Source organism: Sulfuricurvum sp. IAE1, assembly GCF_004347735.1.
Lineage (GTDB): Bacteria > Campylobacterota > Campylobacteria > Campylobacterales > Sulfurimonadaceae > Sulfuricurvum.
On sequence record NZ_SLTI01000063.1, the window covers coordinates 41340 to 60164 of the forward strand.

The following is an 18825-nucleotide window of genomic DNA, read 5'->3' on the forward strand; positions in this document are numbered from 1 at the left end:
GTCAATTCCGTATTTCGTTTTGGATAAAGGCTTCGAGCCGCCGGGTATGAGGCGTCGCCCACAGGGGGGAGACCTCTTGCGCAAAAGGGGACTCCGCCGCTTCTGCAAATTCCTGCGCGTCGCTGACGATCCGGATGTTCGGACTCTTCATGCTTCCCATGAAGTTCGTTGCCAGAGCGTCAATGTCGGCCAGGATCGCGATTTTGCCGAAAAACAGCGCCTCCTGGGCGCAGGTCGAATAGCAGGTCATGTGGATGTCCGAAGCGCGCATGACATCGTAACACGAATATTCGTCTTTGAACAGATAGACATTTGGCCCCATGCCGAATTCTTCGTAATAATCCCGATCGAAATGTCTCAGGGAGAACATGAAGACGATGTCGCGGTGGATGCGGGCGAGGTCGCGGATGAAAAGGGCGAGTTTTTTTTCGACCGTGTACTGGGTTGAGACGGAGATGCGCAGGCGGTATTTGTCGCCGAGGTCGAGGAGCTCTTCGGGGACCGGTTCGCGCGCGATGAGTTCGAGCTGGTAGCGGCCGACCGGGTAGATCCGTGCGATCGGGTTGTTGGGGGTGTTTTCGAGCGCATGGCGGTCGTATTCCCCGAAGGCGAGGAGTACATCGGGGAAATAGGAGGGATCGAGGGGTTTGAGCAGGTTGTAGGCGAAATGTTCGCTCCCGATCGCCGAGTGCTGCGCCTCGATCGTTTTGATCCCCAGCTCCGAGGCGGCTTTGAGGATCGCCTGGTCGCTGTCGTAGCAGCTGACGAAGACCGCTTTGGGGCGGTAAAGGGAGAACAAAAACCGGTACACCCTTTTGCGGACGTTGAACGCGCGGATGAAAGAAGCGTAATCGAAGGAGGTGGCGTTGTCGCGGTTGATCGTATCGAGCAGCGGGATCTCGATGCGCCCTCCCAATCGCTTCGCGGCGAGGATGAACAACCCCGCGGTGAGGTCGAGAAGCCGTTTGGAGACGATCCGTTTCGTCGAGACCCGGTTGCGGGGGAGATGGTCCGGGTTAGGGAGGTCAATGTAGAGGCAACGCTCTTCCCCCAGCAAGGCGATGAGCTCTTCGAACGCTTTTTCGCGGTAGATTCCACGGTAGGCGAAGCGCGACTGGGTGTTGGAGAAAACGAGGTAGTCGTAGCGGCGAAACCAGTTGCTAAAGCCGTAGAACGCTTCGCGCAGCGCCTTAAGCCCTTTTTTGGCGAGGCTTTGGCGGTTCTGGAGGGCGTATTCACCTGTTATGTTCCGGATACTGTGCCAGAAATAATAGGTTCTCAGGTACGACCACACCTGCTCGCCGCCGTAGCGGAGGGTTTCGACGCCGTAGTCGCGTTCAGTCCGTTTAAATGTGCCGTTCATGGTTTCTCCAAAAGATCCAGGGCATGGGATAGAGCCGATGGGCCAGAATCCACCCGAGGATGAAAATCGTTCCGTATCCGCAGACGAGGGCGTACGCCGAGCCGATTACCCCGTAGCGGAGGATAAAAAAGTAGTTCAGCCCCCACAGCAACAGGAGCGAGAGGGTGGTCACGATCGAGAGGAGGTAGGTTTTTTTGACGTAAAAAATATAGTTGGTCACGATGAAATAAAACCCCTGCAGTAAGAACGCGACCGAGAGGACCTGCGAAAGGACGACCCCTCCTTGGTAGTTTTCGCCGATGAAAAAACGGTACACCAGCGGCACGAGGGCGATGAAAACGAGGGTGAACGCCGCCATCCCCAGGGCGACTTTGTAGGTTTGCCCGACGATGAGGATTTTGGTCCCCGCCGAGGGGGAGGCGTTGAGTTGTTCGTAGAGATGGGGCATCCACGCCTGGTTGACCGAGGTCATGACGATCAAGATCCCCCCTGCGACCTGGAACGCGACGCTGTAAAGACCCACTTCGTGCACCCCCATCATGTTGGCTAGAAAGAGTTTGTCCGACATCGCCAGCAAAATTCCCGCCAGGGTATGGGGGAGCAGGGGGATGCCGAAGCGCAGCGCCTCTTTGAGGGTGTCGCGCGAGACGTAAAGTTCCAGGTAGCCCAGAGAACGGAGCACCGCAAGCCCGATAAGGCTGAATAGGGCGTACGCGGCGGCGATCCCCAGGATGCGTCCTTCCCACCCCATCCCCAGCGAAACGATGAATACGAGGGTAAAGGCAAAATTGGCCAGCGTCAGGGAGATTTTGAACTTGGCGTAGTTGAGAGGCTCTTTTTTCGCCTGGAAGATGACGGGCAGCATCGTCGGGATCGATTGCATCAGGGCGAACAGCGGGACGCAGAGGACCCATTCGGAGGGAATCTTGAACGCCGCCGACAACGGGGAGTGAAAAAGGATGAACAGAAGCTCAAGGAAGGCGAAAGCGCCCAGCGGTATCCATACCATCGACGAAACGAACCGGCCGAATTCGGCGGGAGAGAGTTTCGAATATTCCAGGACGAACAGACTGTGGATGTTCAGAAGGATAAAAGGGAACGAGAGGCTCATCAACAATTGCACCAGCGAGAGTTTCCCGTAATCGCCGGGGCTCAGGTATGACGTAAGCAGCGGCAGCAGCAAAAAGGGGAGCGCTGCGTTGACCATGTTGGCGGCCGAATAGGAGAAGATGTGTCTGCGCAGGCTCACAGGTACAATCCGGCGATTTTGAAATCAATCTCTTCATCGATGTCGACCGAACTTTCGCGGTCCATCGGATAGGCGTAGATGTTCGCGTTCAGGAAAAAACTTTTCTGTTCCAGCAGGGGGGCTGTTTTACAGACGTAGACGGCGCCGTTGATCCGGTAGTATTTTTCCAGATCCTGGCTCCGCTTGTTGCGGACCTCGTCGCGCAGGAAACGCTCCATGCTTCCGTTTTTTGGGAGGGTATTGCTCCACAGCGGGCTGTGGTCGGTTTCGCAGACCGAAACGACGGCATCGGCGTTTTGCGCAACGGCTTTTTCGAGCGCTTCGTCGATGTGGTGCGCTTTGCGCAGCGGGCTGGTGGGCTGGAGCAGCACCACAAAATCGCTTTTGGGGGAGTGTTGCACCGCGTGTTCGACCGCCTCGAACGTTCCGGCCGTGTCGGTGGCCAGTTCATCGGGGCGTTTGAGCGCCTCTACCCCGTAATCGCGTGCGATGGCGAGGATCTCGGGATCGTCGCTGGTAACGACGATGCGGTCGATGTAGCGGCTTTCGAGCGCCGCTTCGATCGTCCATCCGATCAGCGGTTTGCCGCCGAGGGGGAGGAGATTTTTGCGGGGGAGGCGTTTGCTCCCGCCGCGTGCGGGGATAACCGCCAATACGGTGTGATGCTCAATCATGTCGGGCTCTCCGGGATAAGAGGGATCGGGTAAGAGGAAGTTCGTAGCGTTCGTAGACGAAATGCGACGCGACGAGAGTCGCGAGAATCATGAAAACGATCTGCGCTTGGGGTGCGATGTCGCTGTTCCTGAACCACAGGACGTTACAGACGAGAAAAACGACGGGGTGTAACAGGTAAAGGGTGTAGGAGATATTTCCGAACCGTTCGAGCGTTTTTGCCGCCGGGCTTTGGTGCTCGACGTGCGGGTTTAGGGCCGTAAACAGGTAAAACAGTGTGAGTGCGACCGCCGAGAGGATCAGGCGGTTTTCCTCGTAGATGAGGGCGACGATTCCCCCTTCGATCGGGTAGAATACCGCGGCAAGAGCCGTTGCGGCGATCAGGAACCAGACCGTCCGTTTCGGGAGCGAGAAGAGATTGTTGTGCTCAATATAAAGAACCCCCGCGACAATTCCGAAGAGAAAAAAGTAGACGTGGTTGAGCGGGTTCATGTAGATAGGCCAGTATTCTGCCGTTTCGGGGGAGTCGAACATCCCGAACGCCGAAACGCCCAACGCGCCGAAGGCCAGCGCGCCCAGCGCGGTCAATCCCGTTTTTTTGGCTTTGCGGAGAGCGTAGAGGGCGAAGGGGAGGAGGAGGTAAAATGCGATCTCGATCCCGATCGACCAGCTTCCCGCCGTGAAGCCCGTATAGTGTCCGAAAAGGACAAACGTGAGCGAAAGATTCAGAAGAATCTGTTCGATGGGGGGAAACGTTTTTCCTCCGACGAGAAGCGCCGTTAGAAAGAGGGTCACCACCAGCCAGTAAAGGGGGTAGATCCGGGCAAAACGCTTGTAGAAGTAATCTTTGAGGCTAAGAGTATCGAAGCGGTCGAATTTGCGATAATAGCTCAGCGTGAGCGAAAAACCGCTGATGATGAAAAAGAGGGAAACGCCGTAGAGGGCGTTTCGCGTCAGGGCGGATGCGGCGTCGGGAACAAAGAGTTTTTCCCAGATCGAAAAGTGGTAGACCATCACGAGCAGGGCGAGTATCCCCCGCAGGTAATCGATCGTATAGACTCTCCCCATCAAAAAAACTCGTGGTATTCGACGTTGGCCCGTTCGTACTCTTCCATCCGGCCGATGTCGAGCCAGTATTCGCGAATCGGGAAAGAGATGGTTTTCTCCCCCTCGGCGATCAGGGTTTCAAACAGGGTCGGCATATCGTAAAACCGGTTTTTGGGGATCCGTTCCAGGGCCTTGGGACTGAGCATGTAGATTCCCGCGCTGACGAAAAATTTGTGGACCGGTTTTTCGACGATCGAGAGGATCCGGTTCTCTTCGACATTGACGACGCCGTAGGGGACTTGAAAATCGTATTCGCGGACGCACATGGTCGCCGTCGCGTCCTGGTCGGTGTGGTAATCGAGGAGATGGCCGAAATTGGCGTTGGTGAGCAGATCGCCGTTCATGACGAAAAACGGTTCGTCGGGGACTGGGGAAAGGAGGCTCAGAGCCCCCGCGGTTCCCATCCGCTCCTCTTCGAGGAGGTATTCGATGTTCACGCCGAACGCGCTTCCGTCCCCGAAATGGTTGCGGATCACGTCGGATTTGTAGTTGACGCACATGACGATGTCGGTAAAGCCGTATTGGGCGAACGTTTCGACGATCGTCTGCAAGATCGGTTTGTTTCCGACTTTGAGCATCGGTTTGGGGGTCTCTTCGGTCAGGGGGCGAAGACGCGTTCCCAGTCCCCCGACCATCAGGATGACCTTATTGGGTTTGCGATGGGGGCGGACCAGTTCTTCGATCGCCCGGATCCCGATGACCCGGTTCTCTTCGTCGACCACCGGCATCTGGCGCAGTTTTTTGGTCAGCGCTTTTTGGAGGATCTCCTCTTTGGAGTCGGTCAGCCTCGCGACGGTGGGGGTTTTAAAAACAATGCTCTCGACCTGGTCATCGAGGTTCAGATTGTTGAGCAGCCCCCGGCGGATATCACCGTCGGTTAGGGTTCCCAGGAGGCGGTCGTTTTCATCCACGACGATGGCGATTTGCATTGCCCCCTTGTCGATGATCCGCAGCGCTTCGCGGATCGTCGAGGTCGGGAGGAGCTTGATTCGGTTGATCGGTGTCATGATTTTTGCTCCAGGTCGTAAAAGGATTTTTTCAGCAGCCCCGATAAATCGGTTTGCCTGAGGATGTCGAGTATCCGCATGCTTGCGTTCCCCTCTCCGTAGGGGTTTTTGACGCTGCGGAGGCTTTCGCGGAACGGAGCCGAGTAAAGGCGGTTCAGCGCCTCCAGGATCGACTCTTTGCTCGGGGCGCAGTCGATGACGCTTGACGCTTTAAGGCGCCCTTTCTGGCGCTCACCGATATTGATCGTCCCGATGCCAAAACCGGGGGCTTCGATCAGGCCGCTCGAGCTGTTCCCTACCACCCCGTCGACGTATTGCAGCGCACTGAGGTAGCGCAGTTGCCCCAGCGAGGCGAAGCCCGCCGACGTAACGGGATTGTGCGCGACGTATTCGTCGATCATCTTGTTGATGATCCGACCGTCCGTGTCGCTGTTGGCCTTGGTAAAGATGATGCGCGTCTCTTCGAGAGTGGAGAGAGCATCCAAGAGGGCGCCAAACTGCTCTTCCGCGGTCGCGTTTTCGAGGGTGACGGGGTGAAACGTCACCAGGAGGTTTTTGGGGGCGAGGGAAAACCCGACGCTCTCTTCGAACGCCTCTTTGGAGAGGAGCGGAAGGCGGCGGATGTTTTCGATTCCCATCCCCCCGACGTTGAAGACGCGGGTTGGGTGTTCTCCCAGTTGGATGACGCGGCGGCGGTAGGGCTCGGCGGCGGTAAAGTGCAGGTGAGCCATTTTGGTGATGCCGTGGCGCATCGCTTCGTCGTATGCCCCTTCGGTCGTCTCCCCCCCGTGGAGGTGGGCGATCGGAATCCGCGCAATCATCGCGGCGCTGGCGGCGCAGAAGATTTCGTAGCGGTCTCCCAGCACCACCAGAAGATCGGGTTTGAGTTCGTCGAAGCATTCGGCAAACGAGATCTGCGCGAGCCCCATCGATTTGGAGATCCCGATCGCGGTATCGCTCGAGAGGAGCATTTCGACTTTTTTATCGATGCGGAACTCTTTTTCGATCTCTTTGTAGGTGAGGCCGAATTCGGGACTCAGATGCATTCCCGTCACGACAAGCTGCAGCCGGAACTGCGGATCGGCCTCGATCTCTTTCATAAGCCAGTAGAGCAGCCCGTACTCGGCCCGTGTCCCGGTGACGACGCAGATTTTTTTCATAGCGGTTCGTCCTCCTCGTAATCTCGTGCGGCGCGTTCCCCTACGATTTCATCGTAGCGCATCGGGCTGATCCCGGTTCCGGGGCGTTTGATCGCGATGTTTTCGGAGGTAAAGACCTCCCCTGCGCGGATGGGGCGTGCGGCGACGATGCTTTTGCGGGCCACCGCCATGTTTTTGGCTTCGCTCGGGGAAGGTTTTTTGATCCCGTCCCCCAGCGCTTTTTCGATGTTGCGGATCGCGGCCACCATTGCGCACAGCTCGTCGGGCTCCAGGCTCGCTTTGTGATCGGGTCCCTCCATCGTCCGGTCGAGGGTGAAATGTTTTTCGATGACGCTAGCCCCCATCGCCACCGCGGCGATCGGCACTTCGATCCCCCGGGTGTGGTCCGAATAGCCCGTACGTATCCCGAATGCCGACGCGATCGTCCCCATTGCCCTGAGGTTCACTTCGTCCATAGGGCAGGGGTATTCGGTGGTGGCGTGGAGGATCGTGATTTTCTCTTTAGGGGTTCCCGAAGATACCAGGAGGTCCAGCGCGTCCTCGATTTCCCCCAGATCGGCCATCCCGGTGGAGAGAATCACCTCTTTGCCCAGCCCCCCGATGTGGCGAAGGTAGGGGAGATTGGTGATTTCGCCGCTGGGAATTTTAAAGATTTCCATACCCAGTGCATCGAGCAGCTCGATGCTTTCGTGGTCGAACGGCGTCGAGAGGAAGCGGATTTTTTTCTCGCCGCAGTAGCGGATCAGTTCGCGGTGCGCGGGTTCGTCCAGCTCGAGCTTTTTGATCATGTCGTATTGCGATTCGGCGGCATCGGTGGTCTGTTTTTGGTACTCCGCTTTCTGCGCTTTTTTGGAGACGAGTTTTTCGGCTTTGAAGGTCTGGAACTTGACGGCGTCCGCCCCCGCTTCTGCGGCGACGTCGATCAGTTTTTTGGCGAGGTCGAGGCTCCCGTTGTGGTTAACCCCCGCTTCGGCGATGATGAAAGTGCTCATGTGACGATACTCCCCGCTTTAATGAATGAACCGTCCGCGATTTTCGTCCCCTCTTTGGAGAGGGCGTTGCTCCCTACGAAGGTCCCGTTGCCGACGACGGTGGCTCCGTTGAGGATCGCCCCGGTGGAGATGTGGCAGTGATCCCCTACGCGGCAGTCGTGTTCGATCAGCGCTTTGGTGTTGATGATGCAGTTCGCCCCTACCCGGACGTCGGCATTCACCAGAGCGTCGTGCATCACGACGCTCCCAGGGCCGATTGAAGCGTGGGGGGAAACGTAAGCCCGCGGCGATACGATAGAGGGGATGACGTACCCGGCACTCTCGAGCAGGGCAAAAAGTTTTTTCCGCAGGTCGGGGGTGCGCACCTGTCCTACGCCGACGATCGCGTTGGGGTAACGCGAGACGAGCGAAGCGAGATCGTCGTCGCACCCGATCACGTCGTATCCCAGGAGTTTTTCCCCGACGAGTTCGGGACGGTCGATGATCCCCGCGATCGCGTAATACCCTCCCGATTCGATGACGTCGATGAGGGCTTTGCAGTGACCCCCTCCGCCGACCAAAAGGATTTGCGGTTTCATGGGCGCACGCTGCTGGGGATGTTGACCACTCTTTCGGAGAGAAAGAGGGCATTCGAGAGGTCGCCGCATCGGCAGTGAGCGAACATCGGCAGACGGTTCATCAGCTTCCAGATCGGTCGGGTCATGACCCCCTGGGCATTGGTGTATTCCAAAAACGCATCCCGCTCTTCGAGATTGGCCAGCACGATCGCGTTGAGCCAGTAGTTCGAACGCCCATGCGGGGGCTCGGCGGCAAAATCGACTCCCATTCCGGCAAAAAAACAGCGGTAGGTTTCGGCAAGGTCGCGTTTGTTTTCCAAGAATCCCTCCAGCTGCTCGAGCTGGGCGCACAACAGTGCCGCATTGAGGTTGGGAAGACGGTAATTGTAGCCGATTTCATCGTGGGCATACTCCCAGGGATGGGGAATTTTGGCCGTCGTCGTGATGTGTTTGGCCCGCTTGGCGAGCGCTTCGTCGTCGGTAACGATGACCCCGCCGCCTCCGCTGGTGATGATTTTGTTCCCGTTGAAGCTGAACGCTCCCAGAGTACCGAAGGTTCCGGTGTGCTTTTCTTTGTAGTAACTGCCCAGTGACTCGGCTGCGTCTTCGACGAGGACGATGTGCCACGCGTCGCACAGGGTTTTGATCTCATCGATCCGGCAGGGATGACCGAAGGTATGCATCGGCACGCATGCCCGGATCGTTTTGCCGCTGGCGCGGTTGACGCAGCGTTTTTCGTCCACGACGCAGTGCTCTTCCAAAAACCGTTTCAGCGCTTCGGGACTCAGCCCCATCGTATCGCGGTCGACGTCGAGGAAAACGGGCTCCGCCCCGCAATAGTGAATCGCGTTCGCCGTTGCGATAAACGTCAGCGGCTGGGTGATCACTTCATCCCCCCTCTGCACTCCCGCCAAAAGAAGGGAAATGTGCAGCGCCGCGGTGCCGTTGACCGTCGCGACCGCGTATTTGGCTCCGACGGTGCGGGCGAATTCGGCTTCGAACCGGTCGACGAACATTCCGACGCTTGAGACGAACGTCGAATCGATGCATTCGTTCAGGTACGCTTTTTCGTTTCCGCCGAAGCGGGGTTCGTGGAGGGCGATAAACCCTTCGGTCCGGTACAGGGTGCGGATGAACTCTACGGTTTGCGTCTGCATTTACATTTTCCCGTCCAGGTATTTCCCGGTCTCTTTGTGGCCGAAATCGGGGATCATTTCAAAAAAGAGGTTGACGATATCCTCTTTCGACCAGGAGCGCCCTGCTTTCATCTTCCCGATCGTTTCGGTGAAGTGGCGCAGTTTCGCCTCTTCGTAGAGGGGATCGTTTTTGATCACCCCGAGGTTGTGGAAACGTTTCATGTCGAGCGTCTCCCTGTCGGTAAAAAACTCTTCGAAATCTTTTTCTCCCGTCGTATCGCTGGCGGTGAAAAGGCAGGGCCATTTTCCCTCATCCGGGAGTGTTTTGGCCAGTTCCCTGGCTTCGTCTTCGGTGGCGCACAGATAAGGTTCGTATCCGAGCGCTTCGAGGTATTTTACCGCGATGTCGGCAAACGTGATGAGATGGAGCTCTTCGCTCAGTTTCGGGAAAAAGATATCGCGGTTTTCGCCGAAGATGCACGACATCAGGCACAGCTCGCCCGATTCTTTGGGGGTGACGAAATAGCGTTTGATATCGTTGGGGGCGACGATGGGCTGGCGTTTCTGGATCCGCTGGTTAAACCCGTGCAGCAGCGATCCGTCGCTGAAAGCGACGTTGGCGAAGCGGGCGGTGGAGATCGGTATTTCGAGGCTGCGCCGCATCAGAAACATCTCCATGATCCGTTTGCTTGCCCCCATCATGTTGACGGGATTGGCCGCTTTGTCGGTCGAAACGCAGAAATATTTTTTGGTCCCTTTCGCTATCGATTGCAACAGCGTTTTATCGGTATTGAAGACGTTGACGTCGATCATCCGCATCAGGGTGAAGGGGTCTTTTTCGCTCCGGACGTGTTTGAGGGCCGAGAGGTTGAGGACGTAGTCGTAACGGCCGTCGGCTTCGATGAAGGCATCGTATTCCACCGAGCCGATGTCGAGGGCAAACGTCTGAAAGTCGCCGTCGATGTATCCGAACGAGCTGCGGATGTCCCGCACCAGTTCGACCATGTTGTTTTCGCTGATGTCGACGACGTGGAGTTTGCGGGGACGGCGTTTGAAAATCTCTTTGGTCACCGCCTGGCCGATCGATCCGGCCCCGCCGATGACGAGAAAGCTCGAAGAGGAGACGATCTGTGAGAGTTCGTTCTCGTGTTCGGAAATATCTTCGCCGAAGAGTTCTTTATTCCGTCCGATCAGGGAGAGGATGTTCATAACGCACCTGCTACGTATTCGATTTCGGCGTCTGTGAGAAACGGATTCATGGGGAGGCTCATGATTTCGTTCGCTACCGTTTCGCTGATGGGGAAATCCCCTTTTTTATACCCCAGATAGGCGAAGCACTCCTGCAGATGCAGCGGCATCGGGTAGTGGACCGCCGTGGGGATTCCCCGGCTTTTGAGCTCCTCTTGGAGCGCGTCGCGGTCCTGGACACGGATCGAGTACTGCGCGTACGCCGAGGTGCGATCGGGTGCGATGAAGGGTAGAGGCCGTTTCCCCTTCAGCGCCGCGTCGTATTTGCGGGCGACTTCCTGACGCAGGGCGAGGTCGGTTTCGTAATGGCGGAGCTTGACGAGAAGGACCGCCGCCTGGATCGTGTCGAGCCGTCCGCCGATACCGATGTAGCGGTGATGGTAGCGTTTGCTCTGTCCGTGAACGCGAAGCGAGCGCATTTTTTCGGCCAGCGCATCGTTGTCGGTGAAGATCGCTCCGCCGTCGCCGAAGCACCCCAGCGGTTTGGCGGGGAAGAAGCTGGTGCAGCCGATATCGCTGAGGCCGCACGATTTTTTCCCTTTGTAGGTCGCCCCGAAGCTCTGTGCGGCGTCTTCGATGACGATAAGGCCGTGTTTGGACGCGATGGCGTTGATCGCGTCCATGTCCGCCGTCTGCCCGTAGAGGCTGACGGGGATGATCGCTTTGGTTTTGGGGGTGATCTTCTCTTCGATTTTAGCCGGATCGATGGCGTAGGTCGCTTCGTCGATATCGACGAAGACGGGAACGGCCCCAAGGTGGGCGATCATTTCGGCGGTAGCGATAAACGTGAAAGGCGTCGTAATCACTTCATCCCCCGGCGCGATATCGACGGCCATCAGGGCGAGCTGCAGCGCGTCGGTACCGCTGGAGCAGGTAATCGCGTGACGGACCCCGACATAGGCTGCCAGGGCGTTTTCGAGCTGCAAAACCTCTTCGCCCATGATGAAGTTGCATTTGTCCATGACGGCATGGACCGCCACGTCGATCTCTTCTTGGTAAAGGCGGTAGTGTTTTTGGAGGTTGGCGAAATCGATCGTCATGGAAGCTCTTTTAATTGGTCGTTTTCGAGGATATAGCGGCTGTTGTCGTAAGGGTCGATAGCGATCCCGTTTTCATCGAAGGAGAGGGTGTTGCCCGCGCGGCTCACCCAGCCGATCTGGCGCGCCGGGACCCCCACCATCAGCGCGTAGGGTCTGACGTCGCGGTTGACCACCGCACCGCTGCCGATGAGGGCGTATTCGCCGATCGTGACGCCGCAGACGATCGTTGCGTTCGCGCCGACGCTGCACCCGCGCTTGAGGAAGGTTTTTTTGAACTCTTCGCGACGTACGATGAAAGCTCTGGGATTGATGACGTTGGTGAACACCATGCTGGGGCCGAGGAAGACGTCGTCTTCGCACTCCACCCCTTCATACACGCTGACATTGTTTTGAACTTTGACGCCGTTGCCGATTTTCACCTTCGGCCCTACGACGCAGTTTTGGCCGAAGGAGCAGTTTTCGCCGATTTCAGTACCTGAGAGGATATGGCTGAAGTGCCAGATTTTGGTGTTATCGCCGATCTGAACCCCTTCGTCGATGTAGCTCGAGGGGTGGGCAAAAAAGGGCGCCATTATCCCAGTACCTTCCGGCAAAAGGGGTGGTATTCCCCCTCCAGCCCCAAAGCGGGGAGATTACGGATCGTCGAGACGATGTTGATCGAATTGCGCGCCTCCTCCAGGCCGAAACCGCCTCCTTGCAGGATATGGCGGTAACTGGTCGTGTGGAGGTCGGTGAACCCTTCGCTGAACTCGAACTCTTCGCCGTTGACCGTGATGCTGCGGTAGGTCGTTTTCCCCGAGGCTTTCACCGTTTCGGGGATGTAGTCGTAGTTGACGCTCAGAAACCACCGGACCCGGGCGTTTTTGAGTTTCATGTATCCCGCGTTCGCGTCGGGCTGTTTGAGGTGGACGACGTTCTCCTCGACCGGACCGAAAATCCAGCTGAGCATGTCGAAGAAATGGACCCCGATGTTGGAGGCGATCCCGCCGCTTTTGGCTTCGTCGCCTTTCCAGCTGACAAAATACCATCGTCCCCGGCTGGTGAGGTAGGTGAGATCGATGTCGTAGATACGGGTCGGATCGGCTTCAAGCTCAGCGGCGATCTTGTTTTTGAGCGCGATGATGGAGTCGTGCAGGCGCAGCTGGAGGATGTTGTAGACTTTTTTACCCGTCTCTTCCTCGATGACCTTGAGCTGGTCGAGGTTGTGGGGATTGAGGACGAGCGGTTTCTCGCAGATAGCGTGGGCGCCGCTTTTGAGGGCGAAGCGGATATGGCTGTCATGGAGATAATTGGGGGTAGTGATCGCGATGTACTCGATCCGTTTGTCGTGTTCGCGGTGCCATTTGTCGATGAAGCGGTCGAACCGCTCGAACTCGGTAAAGAAGTGGGCCTGCGGAAAATGGCTGTCCATGATCCCGATCCCGTCGTATTTGTCGAGAGCGGCGATGAGAGTGTTGCCCGTCTCCTTGATCGCCTTCATGTGGCGCGGAGCGATATAGCCCGCCGCTCCGATCAGGGCGAAGTTTTTCATACTCACAGCCTCCAGGTGGGATCGGGAACGATCCCTTTGACATCGATGATGACCGGTTCGCCGGAGCTGATCGAGCGGTAATCGTCCATTCCCAGCGCCTTGAACTGCCGGTGACCGACGGCGACGATGATGGCGTCGTAGCGTTCGCCGCTTTGGAACGGGTCGGCAACGATGCCGTGGCGGTAATGGTGCTTCTCCTCTTCGGGATCGACCCACGGATCGTAGACGTCGACCGCGCACCGGTAGGATTTCATCTCCTCGATGATGTCGACGACTTTGGTGTTGCGCAGGTCGGGACAGTCTTCTTTGAAGGTGACCCCCAGTACCAGAACCCGGGCGTTTTTAATCTTTTTGTCCGCCTCGATCATGCATTTGACCGTTTTTTCGGCGATATATTTCCCCATCCCGTTGTTGATCTGGCGCGCACCGAGGATCAGGTTGGGTTTGTACCCCAGCTCTTCGGCCTTGAATGTGAGGTAATAGGGGTCTACCCCGATGCAGTGGCCGCCGACGAGCCCGGGTTTGAGCTTGATGAAGTTCCATTTTGTCGCCGCCGCTTCGATCACCTCGTTGGTGTCGATCCCCATCGTATCGAAGATAAGGGCGAGTTCGTTGATGAGGGCGATATTGACGTCGCGCTGGGTGTTCTCGATCACCTTGGAAGCTTCGGCGACCTTGATGCTGCTGGCGAGGTAGGTGCCGGCGGTGATGACGCTTTTATAGAGCTCGTCGACTTTTCGGGCGATTTCGGGAGTGCTTCCCGAGGTGACTTTGAGGATTTTTTTGACGGTATGCTCTTTATCGCCCGGATTGATACGTTCGGGGCTGTAGCCGCAGAAGAAATCGACGTTAAAACGCAGTCCCGAAACCTTTTCGAGCTCGGGGACGCACACCTCTTCGGTGACGCCGGGGTAAACCGTACTTTCATAAATGACGATGTCCCCTTTTTTGAGGACCTTCCCGACCGTCTGGGACGATTTGATGAGCGGGGTGAGGTCGGGGCGGTTGCTCTCGTCGATCGGAGTAGGGACGGTGACGACGTAAACGTTCGCATCGGCGATATCGCCGATGTCGCAGGTGTAGCTCAGACGTTCGGAAGCGGCTTTGAGCTGCGCTTCATCGAGTTCGAGGGTACGGTCGTAGCCGCTTTGGAGCTCTTCGATCCGTCTGGGGTTGATGTCGAACCCGACAACCCGGTATTTTTCGGCAAACGCGGCCGCGAGCGGCAGCCCGACGTAGCCTAGTCCGATGATGGAGATGTGAATGTTTTCGGTCGCCATGTGTACTCTGTTTCGTTGTGTTTAAAATAATGCTCATTATAGTCTTTTCGGACTTCATTTATTCTAAAAAAACGGCTGGCCAACGGGGGGCGATCTGGCGTATAATGGCGAAAAGCAAAAGGGGACGGAATGTGCGGCGTGTTCGGGATCATCGGCGATTATTGCCCCCAAAAAGCGCGCGCGGCGCTGGAGCGGATTGCCCATCGGGGGAGGGACCATTGCGGCATCGTCGAAGAAGAGGGGGTGTTTCTCGCCCACCGGCGCCTTTCGATCACCGACCTGCACCCGCGCGCCCGCCAGCCGATGCGGCGGGGGAAGGTACTGCTGAGCTTCAACGGCGAGATTTACAACCATGCGCGGCTGCGGGAAAAACTGGGGGGAGAATGGGAAACCCGCAGCGATACGGAGGTGTTGCTGCGTGCCTACGAAACGTGGGGGATCGAATGCCTGGAACATCTGGAAGGGATGTTCGCCTTCGCCCTGCTCGATGGGGATAAACTCTACCTCGCCCGCGACCGTTTCGGCAAAAAACCCCTCTTCTACCATCGGGGGGAGAGGGGCTTTTTTTTCGCTTCGGAGATCAAGGCGCTCAAACCCTTTCTCCCTTCGCTCAGGCTCAATTCCGAAGCCCTGCATTCGTACCTTTCTTTCCTGGCCCCCGTTCCTCCCCATACGTTTTACGATGGCATAGAGAAGCTCGAAGCGGGGGAGTGGCTGTGCTATGAACACGGGAAACTGACCCGCCGGCGCTATTACAGCCTCCTTGATGCCCCCTCTTCGGCCCTGACGTCGTTCGAGGAAGCGATCGAAGCGCTTGACGAACACCTTCACCGTTCGGTGGCGATGCGCCTCCCCGGCGAAGTTCCCGCCGCCGCGCTCCTTTCGGGCGGGCTAGACAGCGCGATGATCTGCGCCGTGGCGGCGTCGCAGGGGACGAAACTCCCCGTCTTCACGCTCGGCTACGACGAATACGGCGGCTACGACGAGCGTTCCAATGCCGCCCAAACCGCCCGCCACCTTGGGCTTGAACACACCGAAGTAGTGATGTCACGGAGCGATTTCGATGCGCATCTCGATGGGATGCTCGACCATATGGACGAGCCTCTAAACGATCCTGCGGCGCTGCCGCTGTACCTTCTGATGCGGCGCATCGCCTCGGAAGGGTACAAAGTGGTGTTCAGCGGCGAAGGGAGCGACGAGCTTTTTTTGGGATACCGGCAGTATTTCGAATACCTCGATATCGAAAATGCCGCTTCGCTCCATCACAAAAACTGGCTCAAAAAATATTTCCACGCCCATTTTTCGATGAACCGCGAATGGGAATGGTACAAACGGGTATTCGACGATACCCTGCTGTTCCGTACTTCGGGGGAAAAGTTCACCGACTTGCAGCAGAACATGCTGCTGCGGCGTAACGTCCGCGACAACGAATCGCTGCGCTTTTTATCCCCTTACCGGGAGCTTTTTGAACGCAGTTTCCATACCCATCCGGCCCAATGGTACGGCTACATCGATCTGAAACTGTTCGTCGCGGAACATTTCCTCTCCAAGCTCGATCGGGTGTCGATGGCCCATACAATCGAGGCGCGGACCCCGTTTCTCGATCATGCTTTGGCGGAAACGGCCTTTTCGGTCGATCCGTCGGTCAGGATCGGGGAGGGGAAAACGAAGCGGCTGCTCAAAGAGGCGGCACGCCGCTACCTTCCCGATGAAATCATATACCGGAAGAAAAAAGGGTTTTCCAACCCTTACATGGAGTGGCTGATCGCCTCGGGGAGGATCGGCCTCATCGTCGAAGTGAACGACCAGACGGGGCTTTTCCGCCCCGAAGTGGTGGAAAAATACATCGATATGGCGCGCCGGGGACGCTTCAAGCAGCACGTCTGGGGACTTTATGTCCTTTCGCACTGGCTGAAACGGGAGATGTTATAACGTTTTCTTTTGCTCCATCAGTAAAGCGAGTTCGAGGGTTCCGCTGATGTAATTGGCGAAAAAAGTCATGATCCCCTCGTCGGTTTCGGCGAAATCGCCGCTGTATTTGTTCAAGAGCTGGATGACGCCGATCACTTCCTGCATCGAACTGAAAATCGGGACGGCGAGGATATTGCGGGTCACGAAACCGCTTTTTTCATCGATTTTGACCAGGAAATTGGGATGTTCGTACGGATCGTTCACCCGCTGGGCCGCCTTGGCCCTCACCGTCTCCCCCACGATGCCCGCATCGATGCCGATGGCGATCCGCCCGATGCCGTCGGAGAGCTTCGTCCAGAGCATTTTCGCGTCGTAATCGACGATGAAGATTGAACAGCGTTCCGCCCCCACGATCGCCTTGGCCTCTTCGGCGATGGTGGGGAGGGTATTCTCGATCTGCTCGAGCGAAGAGAGTTTTTTGCCGAAATCGGCGATCCGTTTGTACATTTCCAGGCTCATTCGATCCCCTTTGCCAGCAGTGTCGCTTCGTCGTCGAACAAAATGGCCAGTTCGAGGTAACCGCTGATGTAATGGGCGAAAAAGATCATGAAACGGGCATCTTCGCGGTCGAATCCCCCCTCTTTGTTCAGGAGCTGGAACACCCCGATGATTTGGCGGTTCGAATCGAAAATCGGGATTGAAGCGATGTTTTTCGTCACGAAACCCGTTTTTTTGTCGATCAGGGGGAGAAACCGGGGATCCTCGTAAGGATCGTTGACGAGCAGAGGCTTGCCCTCTTTGACCGTATGGCCGACGATCCCGTCGTCTTTGTGAACCATGATCTTCCCCGTTCCGTCGGAGAGGGTGGTCCAGAGCATCTGGATTTTGGGATTGTAGACGAAAATCGAGCACCGTTCGGCACCGATGGCCTGCTTGGCGTATTCGGAGATCATCGGAAGCCCCTCTTGCAGGGAAGGGCGGTTGAGCAGCGCACGGCCGAATTCGGCAAGCGCGCTGTACGACGGTGCTGGGGTCATGCATGCTCCTTGGGTAAACGTTGGTAATCGTATCAGGACGAAGCTAAAAAAAAACTCAATGGGTAAGACAGAAAAACGGGAGAGACGAAAAATCAGGTTGGGAAAAGACGAATGTCGCCGAAGGAGCTTCGGCCCCTTCGGCGTCGAAAGAATATCTTAGAGGTTGTGCGCTTTTTTGTACTCGACGATCATCGCGTACGCTTCGTCTTTGAGAAGCAGTTTCTCTTTTTTGAGTTTTTCGATTTCGAGATCACTCATCGGAACTTCGCCGTTTTCGGCTTTGGCGATCTGGTCGTCAAGTTCGTTGTGGCGGTCGAAAATTTTCAAAAAGTGGGCATTCGCCGCATCGTTTTGTTTCATATGGGTGATGATGTCGCGGTATTCGTGTAGCATCGGGATTCCTTATCGGATGGATTTTCGAAATTTTACCACTTCTTATTTTAAAATACGCGGAAGGGTGATCCCCTCTTGCCCCTGATACTTTCCGCTTTTGTCTTTATAGCTCGTTTCGCACATTTCGTCACCCTGCAAAAACAGTACCTGGGCGATCCCCTCGTTGGCATAGATTTTGGCGGGAAGCGGGGTCGTGTTGGAGATCTCGATCGTGATGTGCCCTTCGAATTCGGGTTCGAAAGGGGTTACGTTGACGATGATGCCGCAGCGGGCGTAGGTCGATTTCCCCAGACAGATCGCCAGGACGTCGCGGGGGATTTTGAAATACTCCACCGTGCGGGCGAGGGCAAACGAGTTGGGGGGGACGATACAGACGTCGCCGGTGAAATCGACGACGTTCGCATCGTCGAAATGTTTGGGGTCGACGACCGTCGAGTTGAGGTTGGTAAAGATCTTGAACTCGTTGCTCACCCGGATGTCGTAACCGTACGAACTAAGCCCGTAACTGACGACGCCGACGCCGACCTGATCTTCGCAAAAAGGGGTGATCATCTCCTCTTTGAGCGCTTTTTCCCGAATCCATCCGTCGCTTTTAAGACCCATGCTATATCCGTTGTTAAAATAATTTGTGGTAGTATAGCACATCTCTTACCCTACTTTTAGGAGCTTTTTTCGATGGATATGAAACAAATCAAAAGCCTTTTGCAAGAGTTTGACGCCAGTACTCTTTCAAAATTGAAAATCACTCAGGACTCTTTTTCAATCGAACTGGAAAAAAACACGGGTGTCGTTGCGGCACCGGTTATGGCGGCCGCTCCCGCGGCGGTTGCGGCGGCTCCGGTTGCGGCGGTTGCCCCTTCGGCACCGGCTGAAGCGGCGGCTCCGGCGGCGGCCCATACGGGCGACATGATCGTTTCTCCGATGGTAGGGACATACTACGCGGCCCCTTCGCCCGATTCGGCTCCGTTTGTCAAAGTCGGCGACCGCATCAAAAAAGGGCAGGTCATCGCAATCCTCGAAGCGATGAAAATCATGAACGAGCTCGAAGCCGAATTCGATTGCAAAATCGTCAGCGTCCTCGTTTCCGACGGTCAGGCGGTTGAATACGATATGCCACTTTTCGCGGTCGAGAAACTCTAATC

General features: G+C 56.6%; 20 protein-coding genes. 2 read left to right on the forward strand and 18 right to left on the reverse strand.

Annotation, left to right across the window (positions count from 1 at the left end; translation table 11 throughout):
- Position 1: 1 nt before the first annotated feature.
- Genes E0765_RS11380 through E0765_RS11445 form a run of 14 tightly spaced genes read right to left on the reverse strand, consistent with a single transcriptional unit; the run spans position 2 to position 14342 of the window.
- Complete coding sequence (locus tag E0765_RS11380; protein ID WP_132813349.1) at positions 2 to 1363, reverse strand: hypothetical protein; 1362 nt, start codon at positions 1361 to 1363, stop codon at positions 2 to 4.
- Positions 1347 to 2612, reverse strand: coding sequence for a lipopolysaccharide biosynthesis protein (locus tag E0765_RS11385; protein ID WP_132813350.1), 1266 nt, complete (start codon positions 2610 to 2612; stop codon positions 1347 to 1349). Before E0765_RS11385 ends, E0765_RS11380 begins: the two co-directional genes overlap by 17 nt.
- The gene (locus tag E0765_RS11390; protein WP_132813351.1) at positions 2609 to 3286 is read right to left on the reverse strand and encodes an NTP transferase domain-containing protein; all 678 of its coding nucleotides are present in this window, start codon (positions 3284 to 3286) and stop codon (positions 2609 to 2611) included. The genes E0765_RS11385 and E0765_RS11390 overlap by 4 nt, the downstream gene beginning before the upstream one ends.
- Positions 3279 to 4352: an acyltransferase gene (locus E0765_RS11395; RefSeq protein ID WP_132813352.1), complete on the reverse strand. Its 1074-nt coding sequence runs from the start codon at positions 4350 to 4352 to the stop codon at positions 3279 to 3281. The genes E0765_RS11390 and E0765_RS11395 overlap by 8 nt, the downstream gene beginning before the upstream one ends.
- Entirely contained in the window at positions 4352 to 5398 is a 1047-nt protein-coding gene (locus E0765_RS11400) for a nucleotidyltransferase family protein (protein ID WP_132813353.1), read from the reverse strand. Before E0765_RS11400 ends, E0765_RS11395 begins: the two co-directional genes overlap by 1 nt.
- Positions 5395 to 6558, reverse strand: coding sequence for a UDP-N-acetylglucosamine 2-epimerase (gene neuC / locus E0765_RS11405; protein ID WP_132813354.1), 1164 nt, complete (start codon positions 6556 to 6558; stop codon positions 5395 to 5397). Before neuC ends, E0765_RS11400 begins: the two co-directional genes overlap by 4 nt.
- Positions 6555 to 7550: an N-acetylneuraminate synthase gene (gene neuB / locus E0765_RS11410; protein ID WP_132813355.1), complete on the reverse strand. Its 996-nt coding sequence runs from the start codon at positions 7548 to 7550 to the stop codon at positions 6555 to 6557. Before neuB ends, neuC begins: the two co-directional genes overlap by 4 nt.
- Positions 7547 to 8128: an acetyltransferase gene (locus tag E0765_RS11415; RefSeq protein ID WP_132813356.1), complete on the reverse strand. Its 582-nt coding sequence runs from the start codon at positions 8126 to 8128 to the stop codon at positions 7547 to 7549. The genes neuB and E0765_RS11415 overlap by 4 nt, the downstream gene beginning before the upstream one ends.
- Positions 8125 to 9264: a LegC family aminotransferase gene (locus E0765_RS11420; protein WP_132813357.1), complete on the reverse strand. Its 1140-nt coding sequence runs from the start codon at positions 9262 to 9264 to the stop codon at positions 8125 to 8127. Before E0765_RS11420 ends, E0765_RS11415 begins: the two co-directional genes overlap by 4 nt.
- On the reverse strand, positions 9265 to 10452 hold the full coding sequence (locus E0765_RS11425) for a UDP-N-acetylglucosamine 4,6-dehydratase (RefSeq protein WP_132813358.1): 1188 nt from the start codon (positions 10450 to 10452) through the stop codon (positions 9265 to 9267). It abuts the gene before it with no gap.
- Positions 10449 to 11531 (reverse strand): DegT/DnrJ/EryC1/StrS aminotransferase family protein, encoded by a 1083-nt coding sequence (locus E0765_RS11430; protein WP_132813359.1) that lies wholly within the window; start codon positions 11529 to 11531, stop codon positions 10449 to 10451. Before E0765_RS11430 ends, E0765_RS11425 begins: the two co-directional genes overlap by 4 nt.
- Entirely contained in the window at positions 11528 to 12103 is a 576-nt protein-coding gene (locus tag E0765_RS11435; protein WP_132813360.1) for a DapH/DapD/GlmU-related protein, read from the reverse strand. Before E0765_RS11435 ends, E0765_RS11430 begins: the two co-directional genes overlap by 4 nt.
- A complete protein-coding gene (locus E0765_RS11440) occupies positions 12103 to 13062 on the reverse strand; it encodes a Gfo/Idh/MocA family protein (protein ID WP_132813361.1) in 960 nt (319 codons plus the stop codon). The genes E0765_RS11435 and E0765_RS11440 overlap by 1 nt, the downstream gene beginning before the upstream one ends.
- Before the next feature lie 2 nt (positions 13063 to 13064).
- Positions 13065 to 14342 carry a nucleotide sugar dehydrogenase gene (locus tag E0765_RS11445; protein ID WP_132813362.1) on the reverse strand — a complete coding sequence of 426 codons (1278 nt, stop codon included), beginning with the start codon at positions 14340 to 14342 and terminating at the stop codon, positions 13065 to 13067.
- Between the two features lie 129 nt (positions 14343 to 14471).
- Between E0765_RS11445 and asnB the strand changes: the two genes are divergently transcribed.
- Positions 14472 to 16274, forward strand: a complete 1803-nt coding sequence (asnB, locus tag E0765_RS11450; protein ID WP_132813363.1) for an asparagine synthase (glutamine-hydrolyzing) — start codon at positions 14472 to 14474, stop codon at positions 16272 to 16274.
- On the opposite strand, the gene E0765_RS11455 is transcribed toward asnB, so the two are convergent.
- From E0765_RS11455 to dcd, 4 genes are all read right to left on the reverse strand, one after another.
- On the reverse strand, positions 16269 to 16772 hold the full coding sequence (locus E0765_RS11455) for a GAF domain-containing protein (RefSeq protein WP_188109943.1): 504 nt from the start codon (positions 16770 to 16772) through the stop codon (positions 16269 to 16271). The two genes, asnB and E0765_RS11455, sit on opposite strands and share 6 nt — an antisense overlap.
- The gene (locus tag E0765_RS11460; RefSeq protein ID WP_132813364.1) at positions 16769 to 17290 is read right to left on the reverse strand and encodes a GAF domain-containing protein; all 522 of its coding nucleotides are present in this window, start codon (positions 17288 to 17290) and stop codon (positions 16769 to 16771) included. The genes E0765_RS11455 and E0765_RS11460 overlap by 4 nt, the downstream gene beginning before the upstream one ends.
- Before the next feature lie 156 nt (positions 17291 to 17446).
- The gene (locus E0765_RS11465; RefSeq protein ID WP_132813365.1) at positions 17447 to 17683 is read right to left on the reverse strand and encodes a YdcH family protein; all 237 of its coding nucleotides are present in this window, start codon (positions 17681 to 17683) and stop codon (positions 17447 to 17449) included.
- A 42-nt stretch (positions 17684 to 17725) separates the two neighbouring features.
- Positions 17726 to 18286, reverse strand: coding sequence for a dCTP deaminase (dcd, locus tag E0765_RS11470; protein ID WP_132813366.1), 561 nt, complete (start codon positions 18284 to 18286; stop codon positions 17726 to 17728).
- A 72-nt stretch (positions 18287 to 18358) separates the two neighbouring features.
- Between dcd and accB the strand changes: the two genes are divergently transcribed.
- Positions 18359 to 18823 carry an acetyl-CoA carboxylase biotin carboxyl carrier protein gene (accB, locus tag E0765_RS11475; RefSeq protein ID WP_132813367.1) on the forward strand — a complete coding sequence of 155 codons (465 nt, stop codon included), beginning with the start codon at positions 18359 to 18361 and terminating at the stop codon, positions 18821 to 18823.
- Positions 18824 to 18825: the final 2 nt, after the last annotated feature.